The sequence below is a fragment of the Pantoea sp. X-Soil-TKNS-1280 genome (assembly GCF_059730475.1).
Window position 1 is genome coordinate 3,490,753 of sequence record NZ_AP035962.1, and the last position, 26,274, is coordinate 3,517,026.

Consider the following 26,274-nt stretch of genomic DNA (forward strand, 5'->3'; position numbering starts at 1 on the left):
CCAAATGATTACTGCTTCGCGCGCTCTTCCAGCATGGCAACAGCAGGCAGTTTTTTGCCTTCCACGAATTCGAGGAATGCACCGCCACCGGTAGAGATGTAGGAGATCTTGTCTTCGATACCGAACAGATCAATCGCTGCCAGGGTGTCACCACCGCCTGCTACAGAGAACGCTTCGCTATCCGCGATAGCGTTAGCAATAATTTCAGTGCCTTTGCGGAAGTTCGGGAATTCGAACACGCCAACCGGGCCGTTCCACAGAATGGTTTTGGCGTCTTTCAGCAGTTTCGCCATGGCCAGTGCGGTTTCGTCACCGAAGTCCATAATTTCTTCGTTATCCGCCACTTCGGAAACCTTTTTCACGGTTGCCGGTGCGGTTTCAGAGAATTCTGTGCCTACGCGGGAATCGGTCGGAACCGGAATACCGTACTGGTCACGCAGGCCTTTCGCCGCCGCAACGAAGTCCGGCTCGAACAGGGATTTACCTACGTTGTTGTCGATAGCCACGAAGGTGTTGGCGATACCACCACCGACGATCACGGTGTCAGCGATTTTCACCAGCGACTGCAACACGTCGAATTTAGTAGAAACTTTAGAGCCACCCACCACCGCCACCAGCGGACGCTGCGGGTTGCTCATCACTTTGCCCAGCGCTTCCAGCTCGGCAGACAGCAGCGGACCGGCACAGGCGATCGGTGCGAATTTGCCGACACCGTGAGTAGAAGCTTGTGCGCGGTGCGCAGTACCAAAAGCGTCCATCACAAATACGTCGCACAGCGCAGCGTATTTTTTCGACAGCGCTTCGTCGTCTTTCTTCTCGCCTTTGTTAAAACGAACGTTTTCCAGCACCACCAGCTCACCCGCAGCGACGTCAACGCCGTCGAGGTAATCTTTTGCCAGGGTAACATTGGTGCCGTTCAGTTTGTCTTTCAGATAGTTAACAACCGGTAACAGGGAGAACTCTTCGTTGTATTCACCTTCGGTCGGACGACCCAGGTGAGAGGTAACCATCACTTTCGCGCCCTGTTTCAACGCCGCTTCGATGGTGGGCAGAGAAGCACGGATACGTGCATCAGACGTCACTTTCCCTTCCTTCACTGGTACGTTGAGATCGGCACGGATCAGAACACGTTTTCCAGCAAGATCCAGATCGGTCATCTTAATTACAGACATGGTGAACCCTCTCGTTGATTCTCATAAGTTTTGCCAGACGCAGACCGCGTCTTACCTGAAACCGCTTGCGGCCATTGCTAACGTTGTGTCGAGCATGCGGTTAGCAAAGCCCCATTCGTTGTCACACCAAACCAGGGTTTTGATGAGGTGGTGACCACTGACCCGCGTTTGGGTGCCGTCCACAATGGCACTGTGCGGATCATGGTTAAAATCGACTGAGACTAACGGTAATTCCGTATAGTCAACTATACCACGAAATGCCCCTTCTGATGCGTTTTGCAGCAAGGCGTTGACCTCACAAGCCTTCACCGCCTGACGTACCGAAACGCTTAAATCAATGGCTGTCACGTTGATGGTTGGCACACGCACCGCGATAGCTTCGAAGCGATCGTTAAATTTCGGAAAAATGCGCGTAATGCCCGCCGCCAGACGCGTATCCACCGGAATGATCGATTGGCTTGCAGCACGAGTACGCCGCAGATCGCTGTGATAGGCGTCAATCACCTGCTGATCGTGCATCGCCGAATGGATCGTGGTGACGGTGCCCGACTCAATGCCAAAGGCGTCATCCAGCAACTTTATCACCGGAATAATACAGTTGGTGGTGCAGGATGCGTTGGAGACAATGCGGTCAGTTTGTTTAAGAGCCTGTTCGTTCACGCCGAACACTACCGTGGCATCCAGATCGTTGCCGCCCGGATGCGAGAACAGCACCTTCTTCGCGCCCGCCTGCAAATGGGCTTCGCCATCCGCACGGCTGCCAAAAACGCCGGTGCAGTCCAGCACGATATCGACATTCAGTTCCTGCCACGGCAGGGTGGCGATATCGGCCTGATGCAGGATGCGGATGGTATCGTCACCGACAAACATCAGATCGCGCTCCTGGCGTACGTCAAAGGCAAAACGGCCATGGCTGGTGTCATACTTCAGCAAATGCGCCATCCCGACGGCTTCAGCCAGTTCATTGATCGCCACCACGGTGATTTCCGCCCTGCGGCCCGTTTCATACAGTGCGCGCAGCACATTACGCCCGATACGACCAAAACCATTTATAGCTATGCGAACGGTCATCTCTACCTTCAACAACACCTGAAAAAACGTGCCGTTAGCCTGAGCGTTTCAACCTGTTTTGTACAGGGAATTCTTGCTGGCCAGTACAGGGGGAAAACGATCACATCGCCACAACTGAAACGGTTCAGCCAGAATAAAGCAAGGAAGGAATAACAGGAATGATTGCGATCAAGTGCGCTGCTGATTATTGGATCTGCGTCACAAAATCAGCCAATTTAAGATTATTACTGGAGGAATAATTGGGTAATACTTGCACAAATTCGTAGCGGCGCGATTTATCGCGCCATAACGTGCACGCTGTTGGAAAAACCCGCGCGATAAATCGCGCCGCTACGGGAATGATTGGGCGGCCACCAGGCCGCCCGCAAGCATTACAGAATAGATTTCGCGGTCGCAACCACATTCTCAACGGTGAAGCCGAACTCTTTGAACAGCAGTTCTGCCGGAGCTGACTCACCAAAGGTGGTCATGCCGACGATAGCGCCGTTCAGGCCGGTGTACTTGAACCAGTAATCTGCGATACCGGCTTCAATTGCCACGCGCGCAGCCACTGCTTTCGGCAGCACGGATTCGCGGTAAGCTGCATCCTGCTTGTCGAACGCATCGGTAGACGGCATGGAAACCACGCGCACCTTACGGCCTTCGGTGGTCAGCTGGTCGTAAGCGGCTACCGCCAGTTCCACTTCTGAACCGGTGGCGATCAGGATCAGTTCCGGCTGACCGGCACAGTCCTTCAGCACATAACCGCCGCGCGCCACGTTCGCCAGCTGCTCAGCCGTACGATCCTGCTGCGCCAGGTTCTGGCGGGAGAAAATCAGCGCGCTCGGGCCATCCTGACGCTCGATAGCGTATTTCCACGCCACCGCGGATTCCACCTGGTCACACGGACGCCACAGGCTCATGTTCGGGGTGGTACGCAGGCTCGCCATCTGCTCAACCGGCTGATGCGTCGGGCCATCTTCGCCCAGACCGATGGAGTCGTGGGTGTAGACCATCACCTGACGGATCTTCATCAGCGCCGCCATACGCGCGGCATTACGCGCATATTCCACGAACATCAGGAAGGTGGCGGTGTACGGCAGGAAGCCACCGTGCAGCGCGATACCGTTGGCGATGGCGGTCATACCGAATTCACGCACGCCGTAATGGATGTAGTTACCGGCCGGGTCTTCGTTGATCGGCTTAGAGCCGGACCACATGGTCAGGTTGCTTGGTGCCAGGTCAGCCGAACCGCCGAGGTATTCCGGCAGGATTTTACCGAAGGCTTCGATGGCATTCTGCGACGCTTTACGGCTGGCGATTTTCGCCGGATTCGCCTGCAGCTGCTCGATGAATTTCTGTGACTCTTCTGCCCAGTTCGCCGGCAGTTCGTTGTTCATACGACGTTTGAATTCAGCCGCCAGTTCCGGGTGGGCAGCAGCGTAGGCAGCGAATTTCGCGTCCCATGCGGCTTCTTTCGCCTGACCGGCTTCTTTGGCATCCCACTGCGCATAGATATCTGCCGGGATTTCGAACGGTGCGTAGTCCCAGCCCAGCTGTTTGCGGGTCAGCGCCACTTCTGCGTCGCCCAGCGGTGCGCCGTGGGAATCGTGAGTACCGGCTTTGTTCGGTGAACCGAAACCGATAATGGTTTTGCACATCAGCAGAGAGGGTTTGTCGCTGACCGCTTTGGCTTCTTCCACTGCTTTTTTGATGGCGTCAGCGTCGTGACCGTCCACGCCGCGCACCACGTGCCAGCCGTAGGCTTCAAAGCGTTTTGCGGTATCGTCGGTGAACCAGCCATCAACGTGACCGTCGATAGAGATGCCGTTGTCATCGTAGAAGGCAACCAGTTTGCCCAGCTTCAGCGTACCGGCGATGGAGCAGACCTCGTGCGAGATACCTTCCATCATGCAGCCGTCGCCCATAAACACATAAGTGTTGTGGTCCACGATGTCGTGGCCCGGACGGTTGAACTGCGCCGCCAGAGTGCGTTCAGCAATAGCGAAACCGACGGCATTGGCGATGCCCTGGCCCAGCGGGCCGGTGGTGGTTTCAACACCAACGGTGTAGCCGTATTCCGGGTGACCTGGAGTTTTGGAATGCAGCTGACGGAAGTTCTGCAGCTCGCTCATTGGCAGATCGTAGCCGCTGAGGTGCAGCAGGCTGTAAATCAGCATCGAGCCGTGGCCGTTAGACAGTACAAAGCGGTCACGTGCGGCCCACTGCGGGTTCGTCGGGTTATGGTTCAGAAAATCACGCCACAGAACTTCGGCGATATCTGCCATACCCATCGGGGCACCCGGGTGTCCCGATTTGGCTTTCTGTACTGCATCCATACTTAACGCGCGAATGGCGTTGGCAAGCTCTTTACGAGAGGGCATTTTCTACTCCAGGTCGGATTAATACTTCGCCACTCCTAACTTATTGTAATTAATCAGCTATCAGGCGAAGCAAGGGAAAAGTTGCACATCAATGTACATGAAAATCGGGGCAAAAGTACATGCTACAGGGTGCTAAATTAGGTGGCCTGCGGTTGCAATTTAGCTGCCGTCTGCTAGCCCGCAGAGATAATCGCAGCGAGGGAATGTGACAGGTGGTTGTTTTGACGTAAATAAAAGGTGAAGACAAATGCGATTGTAGCGGCACGATCTATCGCGCCGCTACAGGGGATCACCGTTTAAACAGCTGATCCACCATCGAACCTAAATCCAGCTGGTTGTCATGCAAACTCTGCTCATCCAGCTGACCCTGTGGTGACATCTTATCGATCAGTTGTGGCAGCAGCAGCGCCAGTGTCCCGGATGCGCCCGGCACATCAGTACCGAGCTTATCTGCCAGCGACTGCAAATCTGCCTGACCAAACGCCGACTGGATATCGCCACTGTCCACTGGCTGGTTATTGCCGGTGCCAATCCACGAACCCAATACGTCGCCTAACCCGCCCTGCTGAAACTTATGCAGCAGCACTTCAACGCCGCCCTGCTCCTGTACCCAGTGCCAGATAGCCTGCAACTGACCCAGCTGATTACCCGGCCCGGGGCTACCCTCCAACGATCCGACTAAATCATCCAGTAAGCCCATCATGACCTCCGAAGATTAATTGACCGTCAGTAAGTTTAGCCCTTATTGGCCGCCTGCACGTGAAGCATGTCCAGCGCCAGCGTTGCCGCAGCCAGCGAGGTCAGATCGGCGTGATCATAACCCGGTGCCACTTCCACCAGATCCATCCCGACAATATTCATGCCCTGCAAACCACGAATCAGCTTAGTGGCTTTATCGGTGGTCAGGCCGCCAATCACCGGTGTGCCGGTGCCCGGTGCGTGGGCCGGATCGAGGCAGTCGATATCGAAGGTCAGATACACCGGCAGATCGCCCACGGTGCGTTTTACTTCCGCCAGGATGTCATCCACGCTGCGGTCGTTCACCTGCGCCGCATCCAGCACGTTAAAGCCGAGGCTCTTATCAAACTCGGTACGGATACCGATCTGCACCGAATGATTCGGATCGATCAGCCCTTCTTTCGGCGCGGTGAAGAACATGGTGCCGTGGTCAAAGGTTGGGCCGTTGGAATAGGTATCGGTGTGCGCGTCAAAGTGCACCAGCGCCATTTTGCCAAAGTGCTTCGCATGGGCGCGCAGCAGCGGCAGCGTGACGTAATGGTCACCGCCGAACGTCAGCATGCGTTTGCCATTTGCCAGCAGCTTTTCGGCGTGCGCCTGCAGTTTGTCAGACAGATCCTGCGAATCGCCGAAGGCGTACACCAGGTCGCCACAGTCCACCACGTTGAGACGCTGGCGCAGATCAAAATCCCACGGCCAGCGGCAGCCTTCCCACGCAAGGTTGGTGGAGATCTGACGGATCGCCCCCGGCCCTAAACGGCTGCCCGGACGGCCTGATGTTGCTGCATCAAAAGGTACGCCGGTGATCACCCACTCGGCATCGCTGTCGTAGGGCTGGAAGTTAACCGGAAAACGCATGAAACCAAAGGCGTTCGAAACCAGGGAGTTATCATATTGATTACCCAAGGTGTTATACATAAATCGTCCTCTTTAGATCCTGAATCAGCGTATTAAGTTATAGGTGAAATATGACCAAAAAAAATCCCTTCCGCGTCGTTAAACCCGACGAGGAAGGGATTTGATGGCGCTGATTATCGCGAAGATTGGCTCCGCCTGCAATTAACGTTCGCGCAAGGCTTCTTTGGCGCGGTTAAACGGTTTAATCAGATAATCCATCACTGTCTTCTCGCCGGTTTTAATATCCACCGTCGCCACCATACCGGGGCTGATCGAGAAACGTTTACCGGCCTTGTTCTGCACAAAATCATGGTCGGTGCGAATATAGACGCGGTAGTAATAAATCTCCGGTTTCACTTCATCCTGGATGGTATCCGGCGAGATGCTCTCCACCACGCCATCGAGGCCGCCATAAATGGAATAGTCATAGGCGGAGATCTTCACCAGCGCTTTCTGATCCGGATGAATAAACGCGATATCACGCGGGGAAAGGCGCGCTTCAATCAGCAGATGATCGTCCATCGGCACGATATTCATCAGTTCACCATTCGGCGGGATAACGCCCCCTACCGTGGTCACCTTGATATCTTTCACCACGCCGCGCATTGGTGCACGAATCGTCAGGCGACTCACGGTATCTTCGCGCCCTCTGACCGTCTGCAACAGGCTATCGGCTTCTGCCGTGGCTTTCGCCAGATCCTCACGCGCCTGCACATAATATTGTGAGCGCACATCCGTCATCTTCAGTTCGAGGTCTGACTTATCACGCTGCAAACGCAGCACTTCGACGCTACTGGCTGCGCCGGTTTTTGCCAGACGCTGGGTAATCGCCAGCTCACGGTTCGCCAGATTGAGCGATTGCTGGATTTGCGAGGTTGAATCCCTCAACTGCGCACGACGCGTGGTGTATAGCCGGGTTTCTGAGGCGATCAGGTCAGGAAATTTATTCAGCGCGGCCGGAAACGTCAGCGGCAGATCGTTGACCTCAGCATTAAGGCGCGCACTGGCCGCCAGCGCAGCACGGTAACGGGCGGCACTCTCCCCCACGCTGGATTCCGAGCGAATCGGGTCCAGTTTCGCTACGATTTGTCCCGCCTCGACATGGCTGCCCTCGTGCACAAAAATATCGTCGAGGATGCCCCCTTCCAGCGATTGCAGCACCTGATCATGGGAGCTGGGGATCACTTTGCCGGTGCCGGTAGAGACTTCATCCAGCACGCCAAACCAGGCCCAGATGCAGCTGACCAACAATAAAAAGAAGCTGATGATGATCAGACGTACCGCGCCTGAATAATGCGTTTCCGATTGCAGATCGCCCGCCAGGTCGTCAGAGCTGTCCCCTTCCGCCGCCACCAGCCGCAGTTTTGCCGGTAAGTGTTTCATGGGTTGGCCTCCGGACGCGGATTCGATGCGCGTGGCGGTGGTAACGCATTCTCTTTCGGGCTGTCCATCACCAGTTGTCCCTCTTTTAACACCAGGATGCGATCCACCAGCGCCAGAATGGCCGCCCGGTGGGTAGCGACGATCAGGGTGCGGCCATTCAGCCACTGCCCGAGCCGCTCGATAAACTCTTTTTCTGTGTGATCGTCCAGCGATGCGGTGGGCTCATCCAGCAGCACGATATTGGGATCGCGCAGCAGCATCCGCGCCAGCAGCACCGACTGGCGCTGACCGCCCGATAGTCCGACACCGCCTTCCATCACCGGATGATCAAGGCCGAGCGGCAAACGGTGGATAAAATCAGCCCCGCCACTCACCACCAGCGCGGCAAAGATGGCGTCATCGGTGGCGTGTGCCGCGCCCATTGTCAGGTTTTCCCGCAATGTGCCGTGGAACAGGCGCGCGTTTTGCGTCATCAGGCCCACGTTGCGCCGCACATCCGCCAGATCGATATGCGGCAGGCTGAGGTTGTCCAGCAGAAGCTCACCGCCAATCAGCTCTATGCCACCAATCATCGCCTGCAGCATGGTTGATTTACCGGCTCCGTTACGCCCCAGCACCGCAATGCGTTCGCCCTGCTTGATCGTCAGACGATTGATGCGCAGCGCCACGGTGAGCGTGTCGCTGTAATAACGGAACATCGCGTCGTTAAACTGATAGTTACCAAACAGCACCGGGCAATGAATGCGGGTTTCGTCGGTGCTGTTCTCCACCGGCAGCGCCATCAGGCCATCAAGGCTGGTTTTCGCCGCTTTGACCTGCTGCCAGCGTGCCAGCACGCCGCACAACGTCGCCATCGGCGCGATCATGCGTGATGACAACAGCGAGGCCGCCACGATGGCACCGGTGGTGATATCGCCGTCGATAACCATCGGCGCACCAATCACAATTACCGTGGCATAAACCATGCCCTGAATGGTGACGCCCCAGCTCATCAGCGAGTGCATCGCTTTACGCGTCTCCACGCCCGATTGCGCGGTGATGCGAATATAGCTGTTCCACTGTTGCAGAAAGCGGTCCTCCGCCTGCATCAGCTTGATATCCTCCAGCCCCTGCACGCTCTCCACCAGCACCGCATTGCGTAAGGTCGATTCCTTCAGCGCCTGCTGCGCCAGCTTCGACAGTTTTTTCTGCATAAACACACCCGGCAGCACCATCAGAATCACCGCCACCGGCGCGACCCACGCCAGCTGCGGAGCGATGATCGCCATCACCAGTAAAAACAGCAGGAAAAACGGCATATCGACAATCGCGGTCACGGTGGTGGAGGTGACCATCTCGCGGATCGCCTCCAGCTCGCGCAGCTGCGAGATAAAGGTACCGGTGGAACGCGGCACCGCGCTGTTGCGCAGGCGCAGCGCATGACCAAATACCCGGTCGGAGACGCGCATATCCGCCCGCTTACCGAGCAGATCGGTCACATGATCGCGCCCGACGCGCAGGATGTAGGTGAAGACCACCGAGATAATTACCCCGATATACAGCACATACAGCGTGGGATAGGATTGCGCCGGGATCACCCGGTCATAGACCTGCATCGAAAAGATGATCCCCACCAGCGCCAGCAGGTTGATCAGAAACGATCCCAGCATCACATAACCATAAGGGTGCAGATCTTTTAGTACCAGACGGCGTAACCAGTCCGGTTTCATGGCTTCGAGGTAGCGATCGACCCGGCTGTCTTTCGCCGGTGCCAGCGGGCGCAGCGCGGCGGCAAAGCAGATGTCCGGCAGCAGCGCCAGCAGCGAAACGGGCGTCGGCTGTTCATCACCGGCAAAGTGCACACGCACTTCGTCTTCGCCATCGAAGGCAGTGATCACCCCCACCTGGCCATCTACCAGTTCCACAGCCAGCGGCAGACGCCAGTGGGTCAGCTGCCATTTGTCATCCTCATACAGCTGTAACGATAAACCGGCCTGACGCGCCAGATGGCGTAACGCCTTGTCGCGCGTCTGTTTGCCCTGCCACTCGCTGGAGGCGAGGATCATGCCCGGCGAACAGGGTAAGCGATAATGTGTGGCGATCAGGATGATCGCCGTAGCCCATCCGTGTAAGGGAACGCCTCCTTCAGCCTGATCGGGTTTTCCGCCATGGGCGTCGGGTATTTGCAGTTGCGTCATGGCTGGATCTCCACGGACTGGATCCGCTGATTATTCAAAGCAAACGCCGACCGCATATGCCCGGTGCTATAGAGGCAATCGAGCTGCAGCGAGCGTAACTGGCTGATGGTTTGCTGAAGCGTGAAACGGGTCTGGTACACCTCCTGCTCGGCGTTCAACACATCAAGCAGAGGACGGGTGCCCAGTTGCAGATATTGGTCCTGGTAGAGTTGCTGAGTTTTCTCAGTCAGCTGTTGTTGTCGTCCCAGAATGTTGAGACTGAGGGCAAGGCTTTGTGACTCATTTTGCGATTCACTCAGCTGTTGTCGCGCTTTTAAACGCGCCGAATTGACCGCCGCATTAGCTGAACTGAGTGCATTGGCGGCCGCATCACGACTGGCGGTCATCCCACCACCCTGATAAATCGGCATCTCCACTTTGACCCACGCGGAATACTGGGTGCGATCCAGCGTTTCGCTGCTGGCATAGTGGTCGTTGAGATAATGGGTCACTTCCGGTTCGAGTGAGATGGTCGGCAGCATTTGCGCGTTGGCGTTATCCAGCTTGGCCTGCGCCTGATTGGCCGCCGCCCAGGCGGCGAGCACCGCCGGAATCAGCCGATCTTCCGCCTGGGATGATTGGCAGGACCGCATCAGCTTTGCGGGAAAATCATCACTCACGTTATTCACCGTGGGCCAGCCGAGATAGGTTGCCAGCGTCGCGCGCCAGCGATCCAGATTGGCCTGATATTGCGTCAGGGTGGTACGCGCCCCTTCAATACGCGCATCGGTTTGCGTGGCATCAGAGAGTGACGCCGCCCCTTCATCGTTACGCTGGCGGGCCAAATCACCAATTTTACTCAGCGCTGCCAGTTGCTGTCGGGCAATGACCACCAGCTGCTGATAGCCCTGCACTTCAATCAGGGCAGCAGCCGTGTCATGTGCCACAGTGTCGATGCTGACCAGTACGTTGGCCTGCTCCTGCGCCACGCCCGCTTCGGCGGATCGCACTGAGCTGCTGACCTTGCCAAAGTCATACAACATTTGTGATATCGAGAGGACAAAAGAGGGACTGTAGCCCTTTTCCGTGTAGCTATTGGAGTAACCGTTATTCATCCCGGCGCTGATTTGTGGATAGTATTTGGCCTTCGCCACATCAACCTGGTCGGCCTGCTCCAGCAGCTTTCCCACTGCTTCGGCGATATCCGGATGCCAGTGTACCGCCCGCTGTACTGCCTGATTAAGCGTCAGGGTATCAGGGACGTGGTTCAGTGCGGGTTCCGCCACTTCGCCGGTTAATGAGGGCAGGTCCTGCGGTTGTGACAGACCCTGTGTGGTAATGCGACCGGCCCTGGTCAGGGCAGTATCAGCCGCACTGGCTTGTGAATGAGTGAGAAAGGCAATGCCAGCACAGAAAACGCTGAGCTTCCAGGAACGGCGAGATAGTGCGCTTGATTGCATCAGGTCCATCGATAGTCCACCCGTGATTGATAGAAACAGGCACATCCTTGTGCCCCGGTTCATCCCTGCCTTTCCCACAGCGTTTACGGCGTATGGGTTTGATGCGGTTGTTGCAGCAACTCCTCCAGTGATGCGTTAGTGCCTTCCAGCGTCACCAGCTGGGTACTGCTGTACGCCGTACCGGTGCCATCACGGTCAATCGAGAGCACAGTGCTGCCATCAGCGGTATGATCCACTTTCACAAAATCATTAATGTTACTTGTGTCGTCATTCCAGCCGATAAGCAGGTTACTGACATCGATCTTGTCGCCATTTGTGACTGAGAAATCAGTCCAGGTATCGTGCCCGTTACCGCCGGTGGCATCAGCGCTGTTCAGCAGGTGGTAAACCAGCGTATCTGTTCCGGCACCCGAGGTGATGGTGTCGTCATAGGCGCTACTGGTCAGCGTATCCGCCCCGGCGGTGCCGGTGATGGTCGGATGCAGCTCAATGGTGAACGAGTTGCTGATCAGGGTGCCGTCGGTTGACGCCAGGGTGTAGCTGAACACTTCCTTATGCGTGATGCTTTGCACGTTAATCTCTGCACTCAGCGCGTAGGTGTAGCTACCATCAGCAGCAATGCTCAATGTACCGTAATCCCCCGCCACCAGGGTGTGACCGCTACTGCTCACGGTGGTGGTGTCACCATGTTCATTAGCGATGGTCAGCGTACCGGTGTGACTGGTACTGCTGTCAGCCCAGATACTGCCGCTGACCGAATGGTCGCTATCAGTGGTAGTGGTGGTTTCCGCGAACAGGCTGTTGGCGGTCAGCAGCGAGGCCGTGCCAGTAGCATGTACCAGGGAAACCGACAGCGTGGCGGTGGTCACCACACCCTGGGCATCCGTCACCGAATAGCTGAAGGTGTCGGCGGCTGGCAGGGTGTCGATATCCACACCGGCCTTCAGCGTATAGGTGTAGTTACCGTGTGAGTCGATGGTCAGCGTGCCGTAGGTGGTGCTGAACGAGGTGCTGGTTCCCACCGTATGACCCGAAACCGAGGTCACTGCGGTACCCGCTGGCACCGTACCCGCTACCGAGCTGGTGTCATTGGTCAACAGATTGCCGGTCACCGTTGCAGCCACCGTTACCGCCATCACCGTGGTATCCGTCACGGTAGTGATGGTGGTGGTTGGCAACACCGAGATACCGGTACTGGCCCCCAATACCACCGCATAAGTCCCCGTTCCGAGGTTGGAATAGGTCACGTTGGAACCCGTCTGAGTGCCAATGGTCAGAAGCGTCGTAATGTAGTTTGCGGTGCTGGATTTTAATGCCCAGGTACCATCTGACTGCTGCTGATACAAATACAGTGTGTAGTTACCAATCAGACCCACCAAAGTGGTCGTTGACCCGTTAAGGGTTACAGAACGGGTATCGTCATTCCCCACACTGAACAGGTAAGCATTTCCATTCGATAACACATTGACGCCCAGCAGACTTCCCAGGTTGGCACTTAACAACGAGGTATGGGAAACACTGGTTGTACCATTGTTGACCGTGGTTGTGGTGGTGGAGTAATCCACCTCAGCCGAGTCATTCACCGCGACAATTTTGATAGCGCCCAGCACCGTGGCGGTTGGTGAGGTGTTACCCGCCGCATCGGTCAGAGAAACAGATAACGTTGCCCCGGTGGTCTGCGCGGTGGTCAGCGTGACCGAGAAGCTGCCGGTGACGCCGACGGTGCCGGTACCGATGGTGTTACCCCCGGCATCTTTCACCGTCACCGTGGTGCCCGCTTCGCCGGTACCGGTCAGTGTGGTACCCGCCGAGTTGACCGCCAGCGCAGTAGCGGCTGCCGGTGCCACGGTATCCACATTCACCGTCGCGGTGGTGATGTTACTGACGTTGCCTGCAGCATCCGTTGCCGTCACGCTTATCGGATGAGAACCATCCACCAGCACCGCCGTGGTAAAGCTCCATGTCCCACTGGCGCCAACGGTGACAGACCCGATGATGGTCGCCCCATCGTAAATGGTGATGCGACTGCCCACCTCTGCCGTACCACTCAATACCGGCGTGGTATCTCGGGTATAGCCGCCGTTTGGTATGGTGACGTTTGGCGTCACCGAGTCGTTGGTGAGGGTCAGCGTCGAAGCGGCCGGTGCCACGGTATCCACTGTCAGCGTCACCGACGCATTCGGGCTAACGTTGCCTGCCGCATCGGTGGCGGTGACGTTCAGGGTATGAGTGCCTTCAGTCAGCGTGCTGGTGGTAAAGCTCCATGCCCCACTGCTGGCAGCGATGGTAGTCCCGAGCAGCGTTGAACCATCGTAGATGGAGATCTTCGCCCCGGCTTCCGACGTACCGCTCAACAACGGTGTGTTGTCGTTGGTGGTGCCGTTATTGGGAATGGCTACCGCCGAACCACCGTTGTTGTTGCTGGCCGCCAGACCGGTCACCGCCGATGGCGCTATGGTATCGATGATCACGCTGGCGGACGTAGTGCCGCTGACGTTACCCGCCAGGTCCGTCACTGTGACACTCAGCGGATGGGTGCCATTGGTCAGCGTGGCGGTAGTAAAGCTCCAGGTGCCGCCTCCGCCGACGGTTAACGTACCCAGCACCGTGCTGCCATCATAAATGGTGACTTTGCTGCCCGCTTCTGCCGTACCACTCAGGGTTGGCGTGCTGTCGTTGGTCGAACCGCCATTCGGCACCACCGTGTTGGTCACATCATTCGTTACCACCAGCGTTGAAGCCGTCGGCGCGACAGTATCGACGATCACGGTCGCCGACGTGGCCGGGCTGACGTTGCCCGCCGCATCTTTCACCGTCACACTCAGCGGATGGGTACCGTTGCTCAGCGCGCTGGTGGTGAAGGTCCATGCGCCCCCCGTGCCCACCGTCACGGAACCCAGCACCGTGCTGCCATCGGAGATGGTGACCACCGAACCCGCTTCCGCCGTACCACTCAGGGTTGGCGTGTTGTCGTTGGTATAGCCGCCACTCGGTATCGTCACGTTTGGCGTGACGTTATCCGCGGTGACTGTCAGCGTCGAAGCGGCCGGTACTGCAGTATCTACCGTCAGCGTCACGGACGCATTCGGGCTGACGTTGCCTGCCGCATCGGTAGCGGTGACGTTCAGGGTATGAGTGCCGTCCGCCAGCGTGGAGGTGGTGTAGCTCCAGGCCCCGTTGCTGCCTGCCGTCACCGTGCCCAGCAGGGTCGTGCCATCATAAATGGAGACTTTGCTGCCCGCTTCCGCCGTGCCGCTCAGGGCCGGGGTGTTGTCGTTGGTACTGCCGTTATTGGGGATCGCCACCGGCGTACTGCCGTTGTTGTTGCTGGCCGCCAGACCGGTCACCGCTGCTGGTGCTACGGTATCAATGATCACGCTGGCGGACGTGGTGCCGCTGACGTTACCCGCCAAATCTGTCACCGTGACGCTCAGCGGATGGGTACCGTTGGTGAGGGTGGTGGTGGTAAAGCTCCAGGTGCCGCCCGTCCCCACGGTCACGGTGCCCAGCACCGTGCTGCCGTCATAAATAGTGACTTTGCTGCCCGCTTCTGCCGTACCGCTCAGCACTGGCGTGCTGTCGTTGGTCGAACCCCCGTTCGGCACCGTCACGTTTGGCGTGGCGTTGTCGTTGGTAATGGTCAGCGTGGAGGCCGCCGGTGCCACGGTATCGACAATCACCGTGGCGGAAGTCGCCGGACTGACGTTACCCGCCGCATCTTTCACCGTGACGCTCAGCGGATGGCTGCCGTTGCTCAGCGCGCTGGTAGTGAACGTCCATGCACCGCCCGTGCCTGCCGTGACGGAACCCAGCACCGTGGTGCCATCAGAAATGGTGACCACTGCACCCGCTTCCGCTGTGCCGCTCAGGGTTGGCGTATTGTCGTTGGTGTAACCCCCGCTCGGTACCGTCACGTTTGGTGTGACGTTATCGGCGGTGACCGTTAGCGTAGAAGCCGCCGGCACAACCGTATCCACCGTGAGGGTGATGGAGGATGGCGTGCTGACGTTGCCTGCCGCATCGGTTGAGGTGACATTCAGGGTATGAGTACCGTCCGCCAGCGTGGAGGTGGTGTAGCTCCACGCCCCGTTGCTGCCTGCCGTCACCGTACCCAGTAAAGTCGCCCCATCGTAGATGCTGACTTTCGTGCCCGCTTCCGCCGTGCCGTTCAGGGCTGGGGTGTTGTCGTTGGTGGTGCCATTGTTGGCAATCGCCACCGGCGTACTGCCATTGTTGTTGCTGGCAGCCAGACCGCTCACCGCCACCGGTGCCACGGTATCGATAATCACCGTGGCGGAGGTGGTGCCGCTGACGTTACCCGCCGCATCCGTCACCGTGACGCTCAGCGGGTGCGTGCCATCTGCCAGGGTGGTTGGGGTATAACTCCAGGTACCGCCGGTACCCACGGTCACAGTACCCAGCACCGTCGTGCCATCCGATATGGTGACTTTGCTGCCCGCTTCTGCCGTACCGCTCAGCACTGGCGTGCTGTCGTTGGTGGTACCCCCATTCGGCACCGTCACGTTTGGCGTGGCGTTGTCATTGGTAATGGTCAGCGTTGAGGCTGCTGGTGCCACCGTATCCACCGTGATAGAGAAAGTGGCGGAGGCCGGGCTGACGTTGCCCGCCGCATCTTTCACCGTGACGCTCAGCGGATGGGTACCTTCACTCAGCGCATTGGTGGTGAAGCTCCATGCACCACCCGTACCCGCAGTGACCGAACCCAGCACCGTGCTGCCATCATAGATGGTCACCACCGTACCCGCTTCAGCGGTGCCGCTCAGGGTTGGCGTGTTGTCATCGGTGACGGCACCGTTGGTCAACGGACCCTGACTGGCTCCGACATTGTCGCTTACCGCCAGATCAGTCACGGTCGCCGGAACCACGGTATCTACCGTGAGGGTGATGGAGGATGGCGTACTGACGTTGCCAGCCGCATCAGTGGCGGTGACATTCAGGGTATGGGTGCCATCTGTCAGAGTCGAGGTGGTAAAGCTCCATGCCCCGTTACTGCCCGCCGTCACCGTACCGAGCAGCGTTGCTCCATCATAGATGGAGACTTTGCTGCCTGCTTCTGCGGTACCACTCAGGCCCGGCGTGCTGTCGTTGGTGGTGCCATTGTTGGCAATCGCCACTGGCGTGCTGCCGTTGTTGTTGGCGGCGGCCAGGCCGCTCACCGCTGCCGGAGCCACGGTATCGACCACCACCGTGGCGGTACTGGATGCCACGCTGACGTTACCCGCCGCGTCCGTTACCCTGACACTCAGCGCATGGCTGCCATCCGCCAGCGTCGTCGAGGTAAAGCTCCAGGCTCCTGATGCGTTGGCGGCCACAGAACCCAGCACCGTAGTGCCGTCATAGACAGTGACAATGCCGTTGGCCTCTGCCGTGCCGCTCAGGGTAGGCGTGTTGTCGTTGGTTGAGCCACCGTTCGGTATCACGGTGTCGGTGTTATCGTTGGTGACCACCAGTGTCGAGGCCGCAGGCGCATGGGTATCTACCGAGATGGTCACTGTCGAGGAGGCCGTACTGACATTACCTGCCCCATCTTTCACCGTGACGCTCAGAGTATGCGTGCCGTTGCTCAGGGTTGGGGTGTTGAAGCTCCAGTTTCCTGCGGCATTGACCGTAGTAGAACCCACCACCGTCGTACCATCATAAACGGTGACAATGGCATTGGCTTCTGCCGTACCGGTCAGCAATGGCGTACTGTCATTGGTCGTGCCGCCGTTCGGAATCTCAACCGGCGTACTGCCATTGTCGTTGCTCACCACCATATCCGTCACTGCCGCCGGTACTGTGGTATCAACGGTGATGTTAATGGTAGGAGAAGTCGCACCTGGGTTACCGACATCATCGACCGTCGTGATGAAAAGTGCATGCGCACCATCCGCCAGCGCCGGTGAAGGCGTGAAGGTCCATTGACCGTCTGCGGCAGTGACGGTCACAACGCCCAGCACCGTGGCACCATCGTGGATAGTGATGACATCCCCTGTGGCAGCCAGGCCACTCAGTACTGGCGTATTGTCCTTAGTATCAGCACCGTTGGTGAGCTGTACCAGGGTTGCCCCGCTGTCATCGGTGATTTCCAGCGTACTGGTGGCGGGCGGCATTCCGGCTTCAATATCAAGACTAAACGCCGGTGAAGGTGCTGCCGCGCTGACGTTGCCTGCCGGATCGGTCACGGTAAAGGTGAAGTTATGCGGACCATTACTCAGCGCATCTGGCGTGAAACTCCAGGCACCCGCCGCCACCGTGGTCGTCCCCAGCAATGTGGTGCCATCATAGATGGAGACCACATCGCCGGTTGTCGCGTTACCACTGAATGTCGGCGTGTTGTCATCGGTGGAATCGCCGCTGGTCAGGTCACCCGTGCTGGCTCCCACATCGTCGCTCACCACCAGATTAGTAATCGCCTCAGGTGCGACAGTATCAATCGTGACGGTATAGGTTGCCGACGGGATACTGACGTTACCCGCCGCATCCGACACCGTGACCGTGAAGCTATAAGGGCCATCAACCAGACTTGCGGTTTCGAAACGCCACACGCCGTTATCTGCCACCGCTGCGCTACCAATTAAGGTGCCGTCCTGGTAGATATTGACGGTGTCACCCGCCGTTGCCGTACCGCGCAACACCGGCGTGTCGTCGTTGGTGGAGCCATTATTGGCGACCAGCACGGGCGTCGTACCGTCGTTGTTGTAGATGGCAAAGCTGCTGACCGGGTCCGGTGCCACAGTATTGATGGTGACAGAGACGGACGAAGTAGAGCTGATGTTGCCCGCCTCATCTGTGACGGTGACATTCAGCGTATGGGTAGCATTCGACAGGGTCGAGGTGGTGTAGTTCCAGTTACCCGTACCATCTGCTGCCACCGAGCCAAGCAGCGTTGTACCATCATAGATGGTCACAATGCCGCCAGGTTCCGCCGTACCGCTGAGTTCCGGGGTATTGTCGTTGGTCGTGCCGCCATCCGCGATGGTGACAGGAGTTGAACCATTGTTGTTTTGCAGCAACAGATCGCCAACCGGTTCCGGTGCCGTGGCATCGATCTGCACCGTCACTGCGGTTGAAGCCGGGCTGACGTTGCCTGCCGCATCGGTGGCCGTTGCCGTCAGGGTATGGCTGCCATCGGTGAGCGTCGGCGAACTGAAACTCCAGATACCGCCGCCATTTGCTGTGGTCGAACCAATCACCGTACTGCCGTCATACAGCGTAATCAGGCTGTTGGCTTCCGCTACACCGGTTAGCAACGGGGTGTTGTCGTTGGTGATCGCATTATCAGGCAATGGCTCCGGTGTGCTGCCGTTGTCGTTGCTGACCACCAGTGTCGAGGCTTCCGGTGCCTGGGTATCCACGGTAAACGAGATGGGAGCCGTGGCCGGGCTGGTGTTACCCGCCGGGTCGGTGACGGTCACAGTCAGGCTGTGCTCCGCATTACTCAGGGTTGGAACACTGTAGCCCCACTGCCCGCTGCCATTGACCGCTGCGCTACCCAATACGGTGGTGCCATCAAGGATGGTTACGATACTGCCAGGTTCCGCATTACCGCTCAGGAACGGTGTGCTGTCGTTAGTGATTCCACCATCAGCGATGGCAACCGGGGTCGCACCGTTATCATTGCTGAGTACCACATCCGTGGCCGCAGCCGGTGCGGTGGCGTCTACCACCACGCCGATGGTGACGGGATCACTGACATTTCCGGCAGCATCCGTTGCGGTGACACTAAAGGTATGGCTGCCATCCGCCAGTGCCGCAGGGGTGAAGCTCCAGGTGCCACCATCCCCCACCGTCACGGATCCGATCACACCATTCTCATCCGAGATAGTGATGAGATCGCCCACTTCGCCCGCGCCACTCAACACCGGCGTATTGTCGTTGGTCAGGCCGCCATCCGGGATCGCTTCCGGCGTACTGCCTGCATCGTTGCTCAGCGCCAGATCGCCTACCGTTGGCGCGACCGTATCGACAGTGACACTGATCGGCGCGCTCGGATCGCTGATGTTACCTGCCTCATCGGTGACAGTGGTGGTCAGGCTGTGAACGCCATCCGTCAATGCAGGTGTGGTGAAGCTCCAGTTACCATTGGTATCAGCGATGGCGGTGCCCAGCACGTTGCTGCCATCCGATACCGTTACGATACCGTTCGCTTCCGCTGTACCACTTAGCACTGGTGTGGTGTCGTTAGTGGCACCCCCCGCCGCAATCGGCGTATCGGTCTGATCGTTGGTCAGTTGCAGGTTTTGTGCTGCCGCTGGCGCTTCAGTGTCAACCGTGAAATCCACCGTTGCCGAGTTGGCACTGGTGTTACCGGCAGCATCGCTGACGGTGACGCTCAGGCTGTGCGCCCCCTGCCCCAGGTCAGGCGTGGTGAAGGACCAGCTGCCATCCGCACCAACAGAAGTTGAGCCCAGCAGAGTGTTGCCGTCGTAGACATTAATAATGCTGCCCGCATCAGCGGTGCCGGTCAGTTCCGGCGTCGCATCATTGGTGAAGTTGCCTTCGGTGATCGGCACCAGCGTACTGCCTTCGTTGTTGTTCACCGCCAGGTCAGTCACCGGATCCGGTGCAACGGTGTCGATGGCGAAGTTCAGCACCGCCGAGGATGGGCCAGTGTTGCCTGCCGCATCAGTTACGGTAATGCTCAACGCATGGTCGCCATCGGGCAATGGCGTGGTGATAAAACTCCAGTTGCCGCTGCCATCCGTAGTCACACTGCCTATCTCATTTGTTCCATCGTAAATGGTCACGATGCTATTCGGCTCGGTGGTACCACTCAGTAATGGTGAGCTGTCATTGGTAACGCCACCATTGGCAATCGGGATATCCGTGCTGCCGTTGTTGTTATCAAGCGTGAAACTGGCCGCATCCGGTGGAGTGGTATCCACCGTCAGCGCCACCATATTACTTGGTGCGCTGACGTTACCCGCCGCATCGGTTTCCGTCACCATCAGGTTATGATCGCCATCGGTCAGCGTCGGGGTGGTGTAATTCCAGTTGCCGGTGATGGGATCCGCCTGCACTGAGCCAATCACCGCCATATTGTCGTAAATGGTGATGATACTGCCCGCTTCGGCGGTACCGCTCAGAATTGGCGTACTGTCATTAGTCAGGCCATTCAACGTATCGCCAGCATCATTTTCCGCCGTCAGGTTGGTGACCGGATCAGGCGCAGTGGTATCGACCGTGAAGTTGACCGGACCAGAAGATGCACCGGTATTGCCTGCTGCATCGGTTACCGTGGTAGTCAGGCTATGAGCGCCCTGATCCAGCGTTGGCGTGGTAAAGCTCCAGTTGCCGTCACTGTCTGTGGTGGTGGTCCCCAGCACTGTACTGCCGTCAGAGACGGTGACCGTGCTGCCCGGTTCAGCCGTACCACTCAGTACCGGCGTGGTGTCGTTGGTTGAACCCGTGGTGACCGGCACCAGCGCACCGCTGGTATCGCTGCTGAGTTGCAGATCGCCCGCCGCCGCTGGCGCGGTGGTGTCGATGGTAACCGCGATCGGATCCGATGCCGGACTGACGTTGCCTGCCGGATCGGTCACGGTGGTGGTCAGGCTGTGAGCGCCCTCATCCAGCGCTGGCGTGGTGAAGCTCCAGTTACCATCGCCATCTGTGGTCGCGGTACCCAGCACGTTGGTGCCATCAGAAACCGTGACGGTGCTGCCCGGTTCTGCGGTACCGCTCAGTACCGGCGTGGTGTCGTTGGTCACACCGCCTGCGGGAATGGCAACTGGCGTACCACTTGAGTCGTTGTTGAGTTGCAGATCCGCAGCCGCCAGTGGCGGCAGAGTATCAACCGTAAAGGCGACTGGATCCGACGCGACGCTGGTGTTGCCAGCCGGATCGGTCACGGTGGTGGTCAGGCTATGTGAGCCTTCACTCAGTTCCGGCGTAGTGAAGCTCCAGTTGCCGTCGTTATCCACGGTTGCCGTGCCCAATACCACGCTGCCGTCGGAGACGGTGACCGTGCTGCCCGGTTCAGCCGTACCACTCAACACCGGTGTGGTGTCGTTGGTGGAACCCGAAGTGATCGGGACTGACGTGCCGCTGGAATCATTGCTGAGTAACAGGTCCGCTGCCGCTGCCGGGGCGGTGGTATCAATGATGACCGCGATCGGATCCGAGGCCGCTCCCGTGTTACCGGCTGCATCGGTTACGGTGGTGGTCAGGCTATGGGGCCCCTCATCCAGCGCAGGGGTGGTGAAGCTCCAGTTACCGTTGCCATCCACCGTTGCCGTACCCAGCACGTTCGTGCCATCGGAAACCGTGACGGTACTGCCCGGTTCAGCACTGCCACTCAGCACCGGCGTGGTGTCGTTGGTGGTGCCACCTGCGGCAATCGGCACGGAGGTACCGCTCTCGTCATTACTGAGTTGCAAGCCTGTCGCCGCCGCGGGTGCCGTGGTATCTACAGTGAAATCAATTGCCGCTGATGGCGAGCTGATATTGCCTGCCGGATCGGTGACGGTAGCGGTCAGGCTGTGCGCACCTTCGCCCAGTTCCGGCGTGGTGAAACTCCAGTTACCGTCGTTATCAACGATGACAGTCCCCAGCACCGAGCCATTGTCAGAAACGGTGACGGTGGTGCCTGGATCGGCGGTGCCGCTTAATACCGGTGTGGTGTCGTTGGTTGCGCCACCTGTGGCAATCGTCACTGGCGGCGTGCTTTCGTCATTGCTGAGCTCGACGTTACCCGCTACCGCCGGGGCGGTAGTATCGATGGTGACGGTGACCGGATCCGAAGCAACACTGGTGTTACCCGCCGGATCGGTGACGGTGGTGGTCAGGCTGTGATCACCTTCTCCCAATGGTGTGGTGGTAAAGCTCCAGTTGCCGTTGTTGTCTACCGTTGCCGTCCCCAGCACCGTACTGCCGTCTAAGACGGTGACGGTGCTGCCCGGCTCTGCCGTACCACTCAATACTGGCGTGGTGTCGTTGGTGACACCGCCATCCGCAATCGGCTCCGGCGTGCCACTCAAATCATTGCTGAGTTGCAGTCCGGTAGCAGCATCCGGTGCGGTGGTATCAACATTCACCACAATCGGGGTGGTGGCCGGTCCGGTGTTGCCCGCCGCATCGGTGACGGTGGTGGTCAGGCTATGGTCGCCCTGATCCAGCGTCGGGGTGGTGAAGCTCCAGTTGCCGTCACTGTCTGTGGTGGTGGTGCCCAGCACCGTACTGCCGTCAGAGACAGTGACAGTACTCCCCGGCTCAGCTGTCCCACTCAATACCGGGGTGGTGTCATTGGTGGCACCGGAGGTGATCGGTACCGGTGTGCCGCTTGAGTCATTGCTCAATTGCACGTTGCCCGCCGCCGCTGGCGGGATGGTATCCACGGTGACGGTGACCGGCGTCGAGGCCGGGCTGGTGTTGCCCGCCGCATCGCTGACGGTGGCGGTCAGGCTGTGTGAGCCATCTGTTAGCGTCGGTGTGCTGTAACTCCAGTTACCGTTGTTGTCTGTGGTGGTGCTACCCAGCACTGTCGAGCCATCCGATACCGTGACGGTACTGCCAGGCTCCGCCGTGCCACTCAATACCGGGGTGTTATCATTGGTGGTTCCTCCCGAGACAATCGGTACGGAAGGTGTCTGGTTATCATTGCTCAGCTGCACATCCCCGGCTGCAGCCGGTGCCACCGTATCAATAGTGATATTGATGGTGCCGGTTACGGTGGTATTGCCGTTACCGTCTGTCACCTCGGCATGGAAGGCATGTGCCCCGTCCGGCAAAACCGACGGTGTGAAACTCCACTGGCCGGTACTGTCGGCTGTGACGCTGCCCAACACGGTGGTGCCATCGAACAACGTGATCAGGTTATTAGCGCCTGCGAGTCCGCTCAGTACCGGGGTGGTGTCATGGGTGCTGGCACCATCGCTGAGTTGTACCAGGGTGTTGCCGCTGTCGTCGGTCACCTCCAGCGAACTGGTCGCTGGCGGTAAACCCGCATCGATATTTACGTTGAACGCAGTGGTCGGCAGACTGACGTTACCCGCCGCATCCGTCACTGTCACGGTCAGGCTGTGGTTGCCGTTACTCAGGGCCGCCGGTGTGAAGCTCCAGCTACCGTCGCCGCCTACCGCAGCGGTCCCCAGCAGCGTGCTGCCATCATAAATACTGACGAAACTGCCCGGTTCAGCCTGGCCGCTCAGCGTCGGTGTGTTGTCATCGGTGGACTCACCAGACGTCAGTGGTCCCTGGCTGTCGCCGACGTTGTCCGTTACCACCAGGCCACTGGCCGCCGCCGGAGGAGTGGTATCAACGGTGAAAGCAATCGGGGTCGAGGCTGGGCTGGTGTTACCGGCCGCGTCTGTCACGGTGGTGGTCAGGCTATGGCTACCATCGCTTAACTGAGGTGTGGTGTAGCTCCAGTGCCCATCGGGGCCGACCGTTGTTGTGCCCAGTACCGTGGAGCCATCAGAAATGGTCACGGTGGTGCCGGGTTCTGCGTTACCACTCAGCTGTGGTGAGCTGTCATTGGTTGCACCGCCCGCCGCAATTGGCACGACAGTACTGCCGTTGTCATTACTGAGCTGCAAATCACTCGCCGCTGCCGGTGCCACCGTATCAATGGTGATATTGATGGTACTGGTCGCGGTGGTGTTGCCATTGATATCGGTCACCAGAGCATGGAAAGCATGAGATCCATCCGCCAGTAACGCTGTCGGGAAACTCCACTGGCCGTTATCCCCGGCGGTCACGCTGCCCAGCACGGTAGTACCGTCATACAACGTGATAACCGCATTCGCCGTGGCAAGGCCACTCAGCACTGGCGTATTGTCATTGGTGCTGGCACCGTTGCTCAACTGCACCAGCGTGTTGCCCTTATCGTCAGTCACCTCCAGTGAGGTGGTGGCTGGCGGCAGACCAGCATTCACATCCACCACAAACGCAGGCGTGGCGGCACTCACATTACCCGCAGCATCGGTCACCGTTACCGTCAGGCTGTGAGTACCGTTGGTCAATGCCGGGGTCGTAAAGCTCCAGTTGCCGTTAACATCGGTGACGACCTGACCCAGCAAGGTTGTGCCGTCGTAAACGTTGATCAGGCCGTTTGGTTCTGCCTGCCCGCTCAGGGTTGGCGTATTGTCATCAGTCGATTCACCGGAGGTCAGCGGCCCCTGGCTGTCACCCACGTTATCGGTCACTGTCAGCCCACTGGCTGCGGCCGGTGGCGTAGTATCAACAGTGAAATCAACGGGTGCTGAGGCTGGGCTGGTGTTACCGGCCGCATCGGTGACGGTGGTGGTCAGGCTGTGGCTGCCATCACCCAGTGCCGGTGTGGTAAAGCTCCAGGTGCCGTCAGAACCGACGGTTGCCGTGCCCAGTACCGTACCGCCATCAGAAATGGTCACCGTACTGCCCGGCTCAGCAGTGCCGCTCAGCACTGGCGTGGTATCGTTGGTCGAACCGCCCGATACAATAGGTACAACGGTGCTACCTTCATCGTTACTCAGGTGGATATCGGCTGCTGCATCTGGCGCAACGGTATCAATAGTGATGTTGATGATGCTGGAATCAGTAACGTTGCCGTTAGCATCGGTGATGGTGGCATGGAAGGCGTGCGAACCATCGGCCAGAGCGCCCGGCGTAAAGGTCCACTGACCATCACTACCGGCAGTCACGCTGCCCAGCACGGTGTTGCCGTCATACAGGGTGATGACGGCGTTCGCCGTCGCCAGGCCGCTCAGAACCGGGGTGGTGTCATGGGTGCTGGCACCGTCACTTAGCTGCTTCGGCGTGTTGCCACTGTCATCGGTGACCTGCAACGTGCTGGTGGCCGGGGCAATGGCATCAACCGTCAGGTCAAAGGCTGGCGTGGCGGCACTGACGTTGCCAGCCGCATCGGTGACCGTGACGGTCAGGCTATGGTTACCATTACTCAGCACCGGAGTCGTGAAACTCCAGTCGCCACTGGACCCGACGGTGACCGTGCCGAGCAGCGTAGTGCCATCGTAAATGCTGACGGTGGAACCCGCCTCGGCCTTACCGCTTAACGTTGGCGTGTTGTCATCAGTGGATTCGCCGGAAGTCAGCGGCCCTTGCGTACCGCCGACGTTATCGGTAACCACCAAATCACTGGCGGCTACCGGGGGAATGGTATCAACGGTGAAGTCGATCGGATTGGATGCCGCACTGGTGTTTCCCGCTGCATCGGTCACGGTGGTGGTCAGGCTGTGTGAACCATTTGCCAGCGTGGGTGTGGTGAAGCTCCAGTTGCCGTCTGCACCTACGGTCACGGTGCCCAACAGGGTACCACCGTCATAGATGCTGACCGTGCTGCCCGCTTCCGCCTTACCGGTTAAAGTTGGTGTGGTGTCATCGGTGCTGGTGCCATTAGTGATAGCCCCCTGAATGGAGCCAACGGTATCCGAGAGAACCAGGTCAGTGGCGACACCCGGAGCCGTGGTATCACCACCGCCATTGTTACCGCCGCCACCACCGTTGTTACCCCCACCGCCATTGTCACCGCCGCCGCCGTTATCGCCGCCGCCAGCATTGCTGCTACCGCCGCCACCGCTGCTGGAACCGGCAAACATCGCAGCAATCCCTGCCAGAGCGGCACCACCGAGACCAAAGGCGGCAATCGCACCATCATGTGTGGTGTTTTCCGCCAACAGCCCATCGGTACTGTCGATACTCACATACTGGAAGCCAGACTCCCCCGGATGCTCTACCCACCACAATGCGCCATTGTGGTCCTGCAATACCAGGTCGCTCTCGCCATTTGGACCGTAAAAATTATGAATAACAACAACTTCACCCGATTTCGTGGTGACAATAAGATCATTACCGTTGCGTGTGTAGGATTTAATATCTGACTTTTCAAGTTTGAGCTGAACCACACTCGGAGAGGTCAACGTGATATTGTTGCCATTCAGCACCGACGCGATGGTGCCTCCTTTAGGCGTGACTGAGATATTATTCATTTCTCTATATTCCACCGAAGGTTATCAGAATCCATGAAAACGCCCGAAATCCGCAGATCCCGGTCTCACCAGTGAATACGCTTTTGGTTATTCACTTCTCTCTT

Annotated in this window: 9 protein-coding genes; all 9 read right to left on the minus strand. The window is 58.4% G+C overall.

The window, feature by feature from the left end:
- Positions 1-8 precede the first annotated feature (8 nt).
- On the minus strand, positions 9-1,172 hold the full coding sequence (gene pgk / locus AC6I8X_RS16185; RefSeq protein WP_299459992.1) for a phosphoglycerate kinase: 1,164 nt from the start codon (positions 1,170-1,172) through the stop codon (positions 9-11).
- A gap of 51 nt (positions 1,173-1,223) precedes the next feature.
- Positions 1,224-2,243 carry an erythrose-4-phosphate dehydrogenase gene (gene epd / locus AC6I8X_RS16190; RefSeq protein WP_208716366.1) on the minus strand — a complete coding sequence of 340 codons (1,020 nt, stop codon included), beginning with the start codon at positions 2,241-2,243 and terminating at the stop codon, positions 1,224-1,226.
- A 371-nt stretch (positions 2,244-2,614) separates the two neighbouring features.
- On the minus strand, positions 2,615-4,606 hold the full coding sequence (tkt, locus tag AC6I8X_RS16195) for a transketolase (RefSeq protein WP_313683610.1): 1,992 nt from the start codon (positions 4,604-4,606) through the stop codon (positions 2,615-2,617).
- A gap of 289 nt (positions 4,607-4,895) precedes the next feature.
- Entirely contained in the window at positions 4,896-5,309 is a 414-nt protein-coding gene (locus AC6I8X_RS16200) for a YidB family protein (protein ID WP_299459984.1), read from the minus strand.
- A 32-nt stretch (positions 5,310-5,341) separates the two neighbouring features.
- The gene (speB, locus tag AC6I8X_RS16205) at positions 5,342-6,262 is read right to left on the minus strand and encodes an agmatinase (protein ID WP_313683609.1); all 921 of its coding nucleotides are present in this window, start codon (positions 6,260-6,262) and stop codon (positions 5,342-5,344) included.
- 141 nt (positions 6,263-6,403) lie between these two features.
- Positions 6,404-7,624 (minus strand): HlyD family type I secretion periplasmic adaptor subunit, encoded by a 1,221-nt coding sequence (locus AC6I8X_RS16210; protein ID WP_313683608.1) that lies wholly within the window; start codon positions 7,622-7,624, stop codon positions 6,404-6,406.
- Positions 7,621-9,801, minus strand: coding sequence for a type I secretion system permease/ATPase (locus AC6I8X_RS16215; protein ID WP_497840112.1), 2,181 nt, complete (start codon positions 9,799-9,801; stop codon positions 7,621-7,623). Before AC6I8X_RS16215 ends, AC6I8X_RS16210 begins: the two co-directional genes overlap by 4 nt.
- Positions 9,798-11,249 (minus strand): TolC family outer membrane protein, encoded by a 1,452-nt coding sequence (locus AC6I8X_RS16220; protein WP_313683606.1) that lies wholly within the window; start codon positions 11,247-11,249, stop codon positions 9,798-9,800. Before AC6I8X_RS16220 ends, AC6I8X_RS16215 begins: the two co-directional genes overlap by 4 nt.
- A 74-nt stretch (positions 11,250-11,323) precedes the next feature.
- Complete coding sequence (locus AC6I8X_RS16225; RefSeq protein WP_497840113.1) at positions 11,324-26,170, minus strand: Ig-like domain-containing protein; 14,847 nt, start codon at positions 26,168-26,170, stop codon at positions 11,324-11,326.
- Between the last annotated feature and the right edge of the window lie 104 nt (positions 26,171-26,274).

Excerpts from the sequence above, each read along its gene's own strand:
- AC6I8X_RS16225 (WP_497840113.1), bottom strand. The coding sequence starts at position 26,170 with ATGAATAATATCTCAGTCACGCCTAAAGGAGGCACCATCGCGTCGGTG.
- AC6I8X_RS16210 (WP_313683608.1), bottom strand. The coding sequence starts at position 7,624 with ATGAAACACTTACCGGCAAAACTGCGGCTGGTGGCGGCGGAAGGGGAC.
- AC6I8X_RS16200 (WP_299459984.1), bottom strand. The coding sequence starts at position 5,309 with ATGATGGGCTTACTGGATGATTTAGTCGGATCGTTGGAGGGTAGCCCC.
- epd (WP_208716366.1), bottom strand. The coding sequence starts at position 2,243 with ATGACCGTTCGCATAGCTATAAATGGTTTTGGTCGTATCGGGCGTAAT.
- pgk (WP_299459992.1), bottom strand. The coding sequence starts at position 1,172 with ATGTCTGTAATTAAGATGACCGATCTGGATCTTGCTGGAAAACGTGTT.
- tkt (WP_313683610.1), bottom strand. The coding sequence starts at position 4,606 with ATGCCCTCTCGTAAAGAGCTTGCCAACGCCATTCGCGCGTTAAGTATG.
- AC6I8X_RS16220 (WP_313683606.1), bottom strand. The coding sequence starts at position 11,249 with ATGGACCTGATGCAATCAAGCGCACTATCTCGCCGTTCCTGGAAGCTC.
- speB (WP_313683609.1), bottom strand. The coding sequence starts at position 6,262 with ATGTATAACACCTTGGGTAATCAATATGATAACTCCCTGGTTTCGAAC.
- AC6I8X_RS16215 (WP_497840112.1), bottom strand. The coding sequence starts at position 9,801 with ATGACGCAACTGCAAATACCCGACGCCCATGGCGGAAAACCCGATCAG.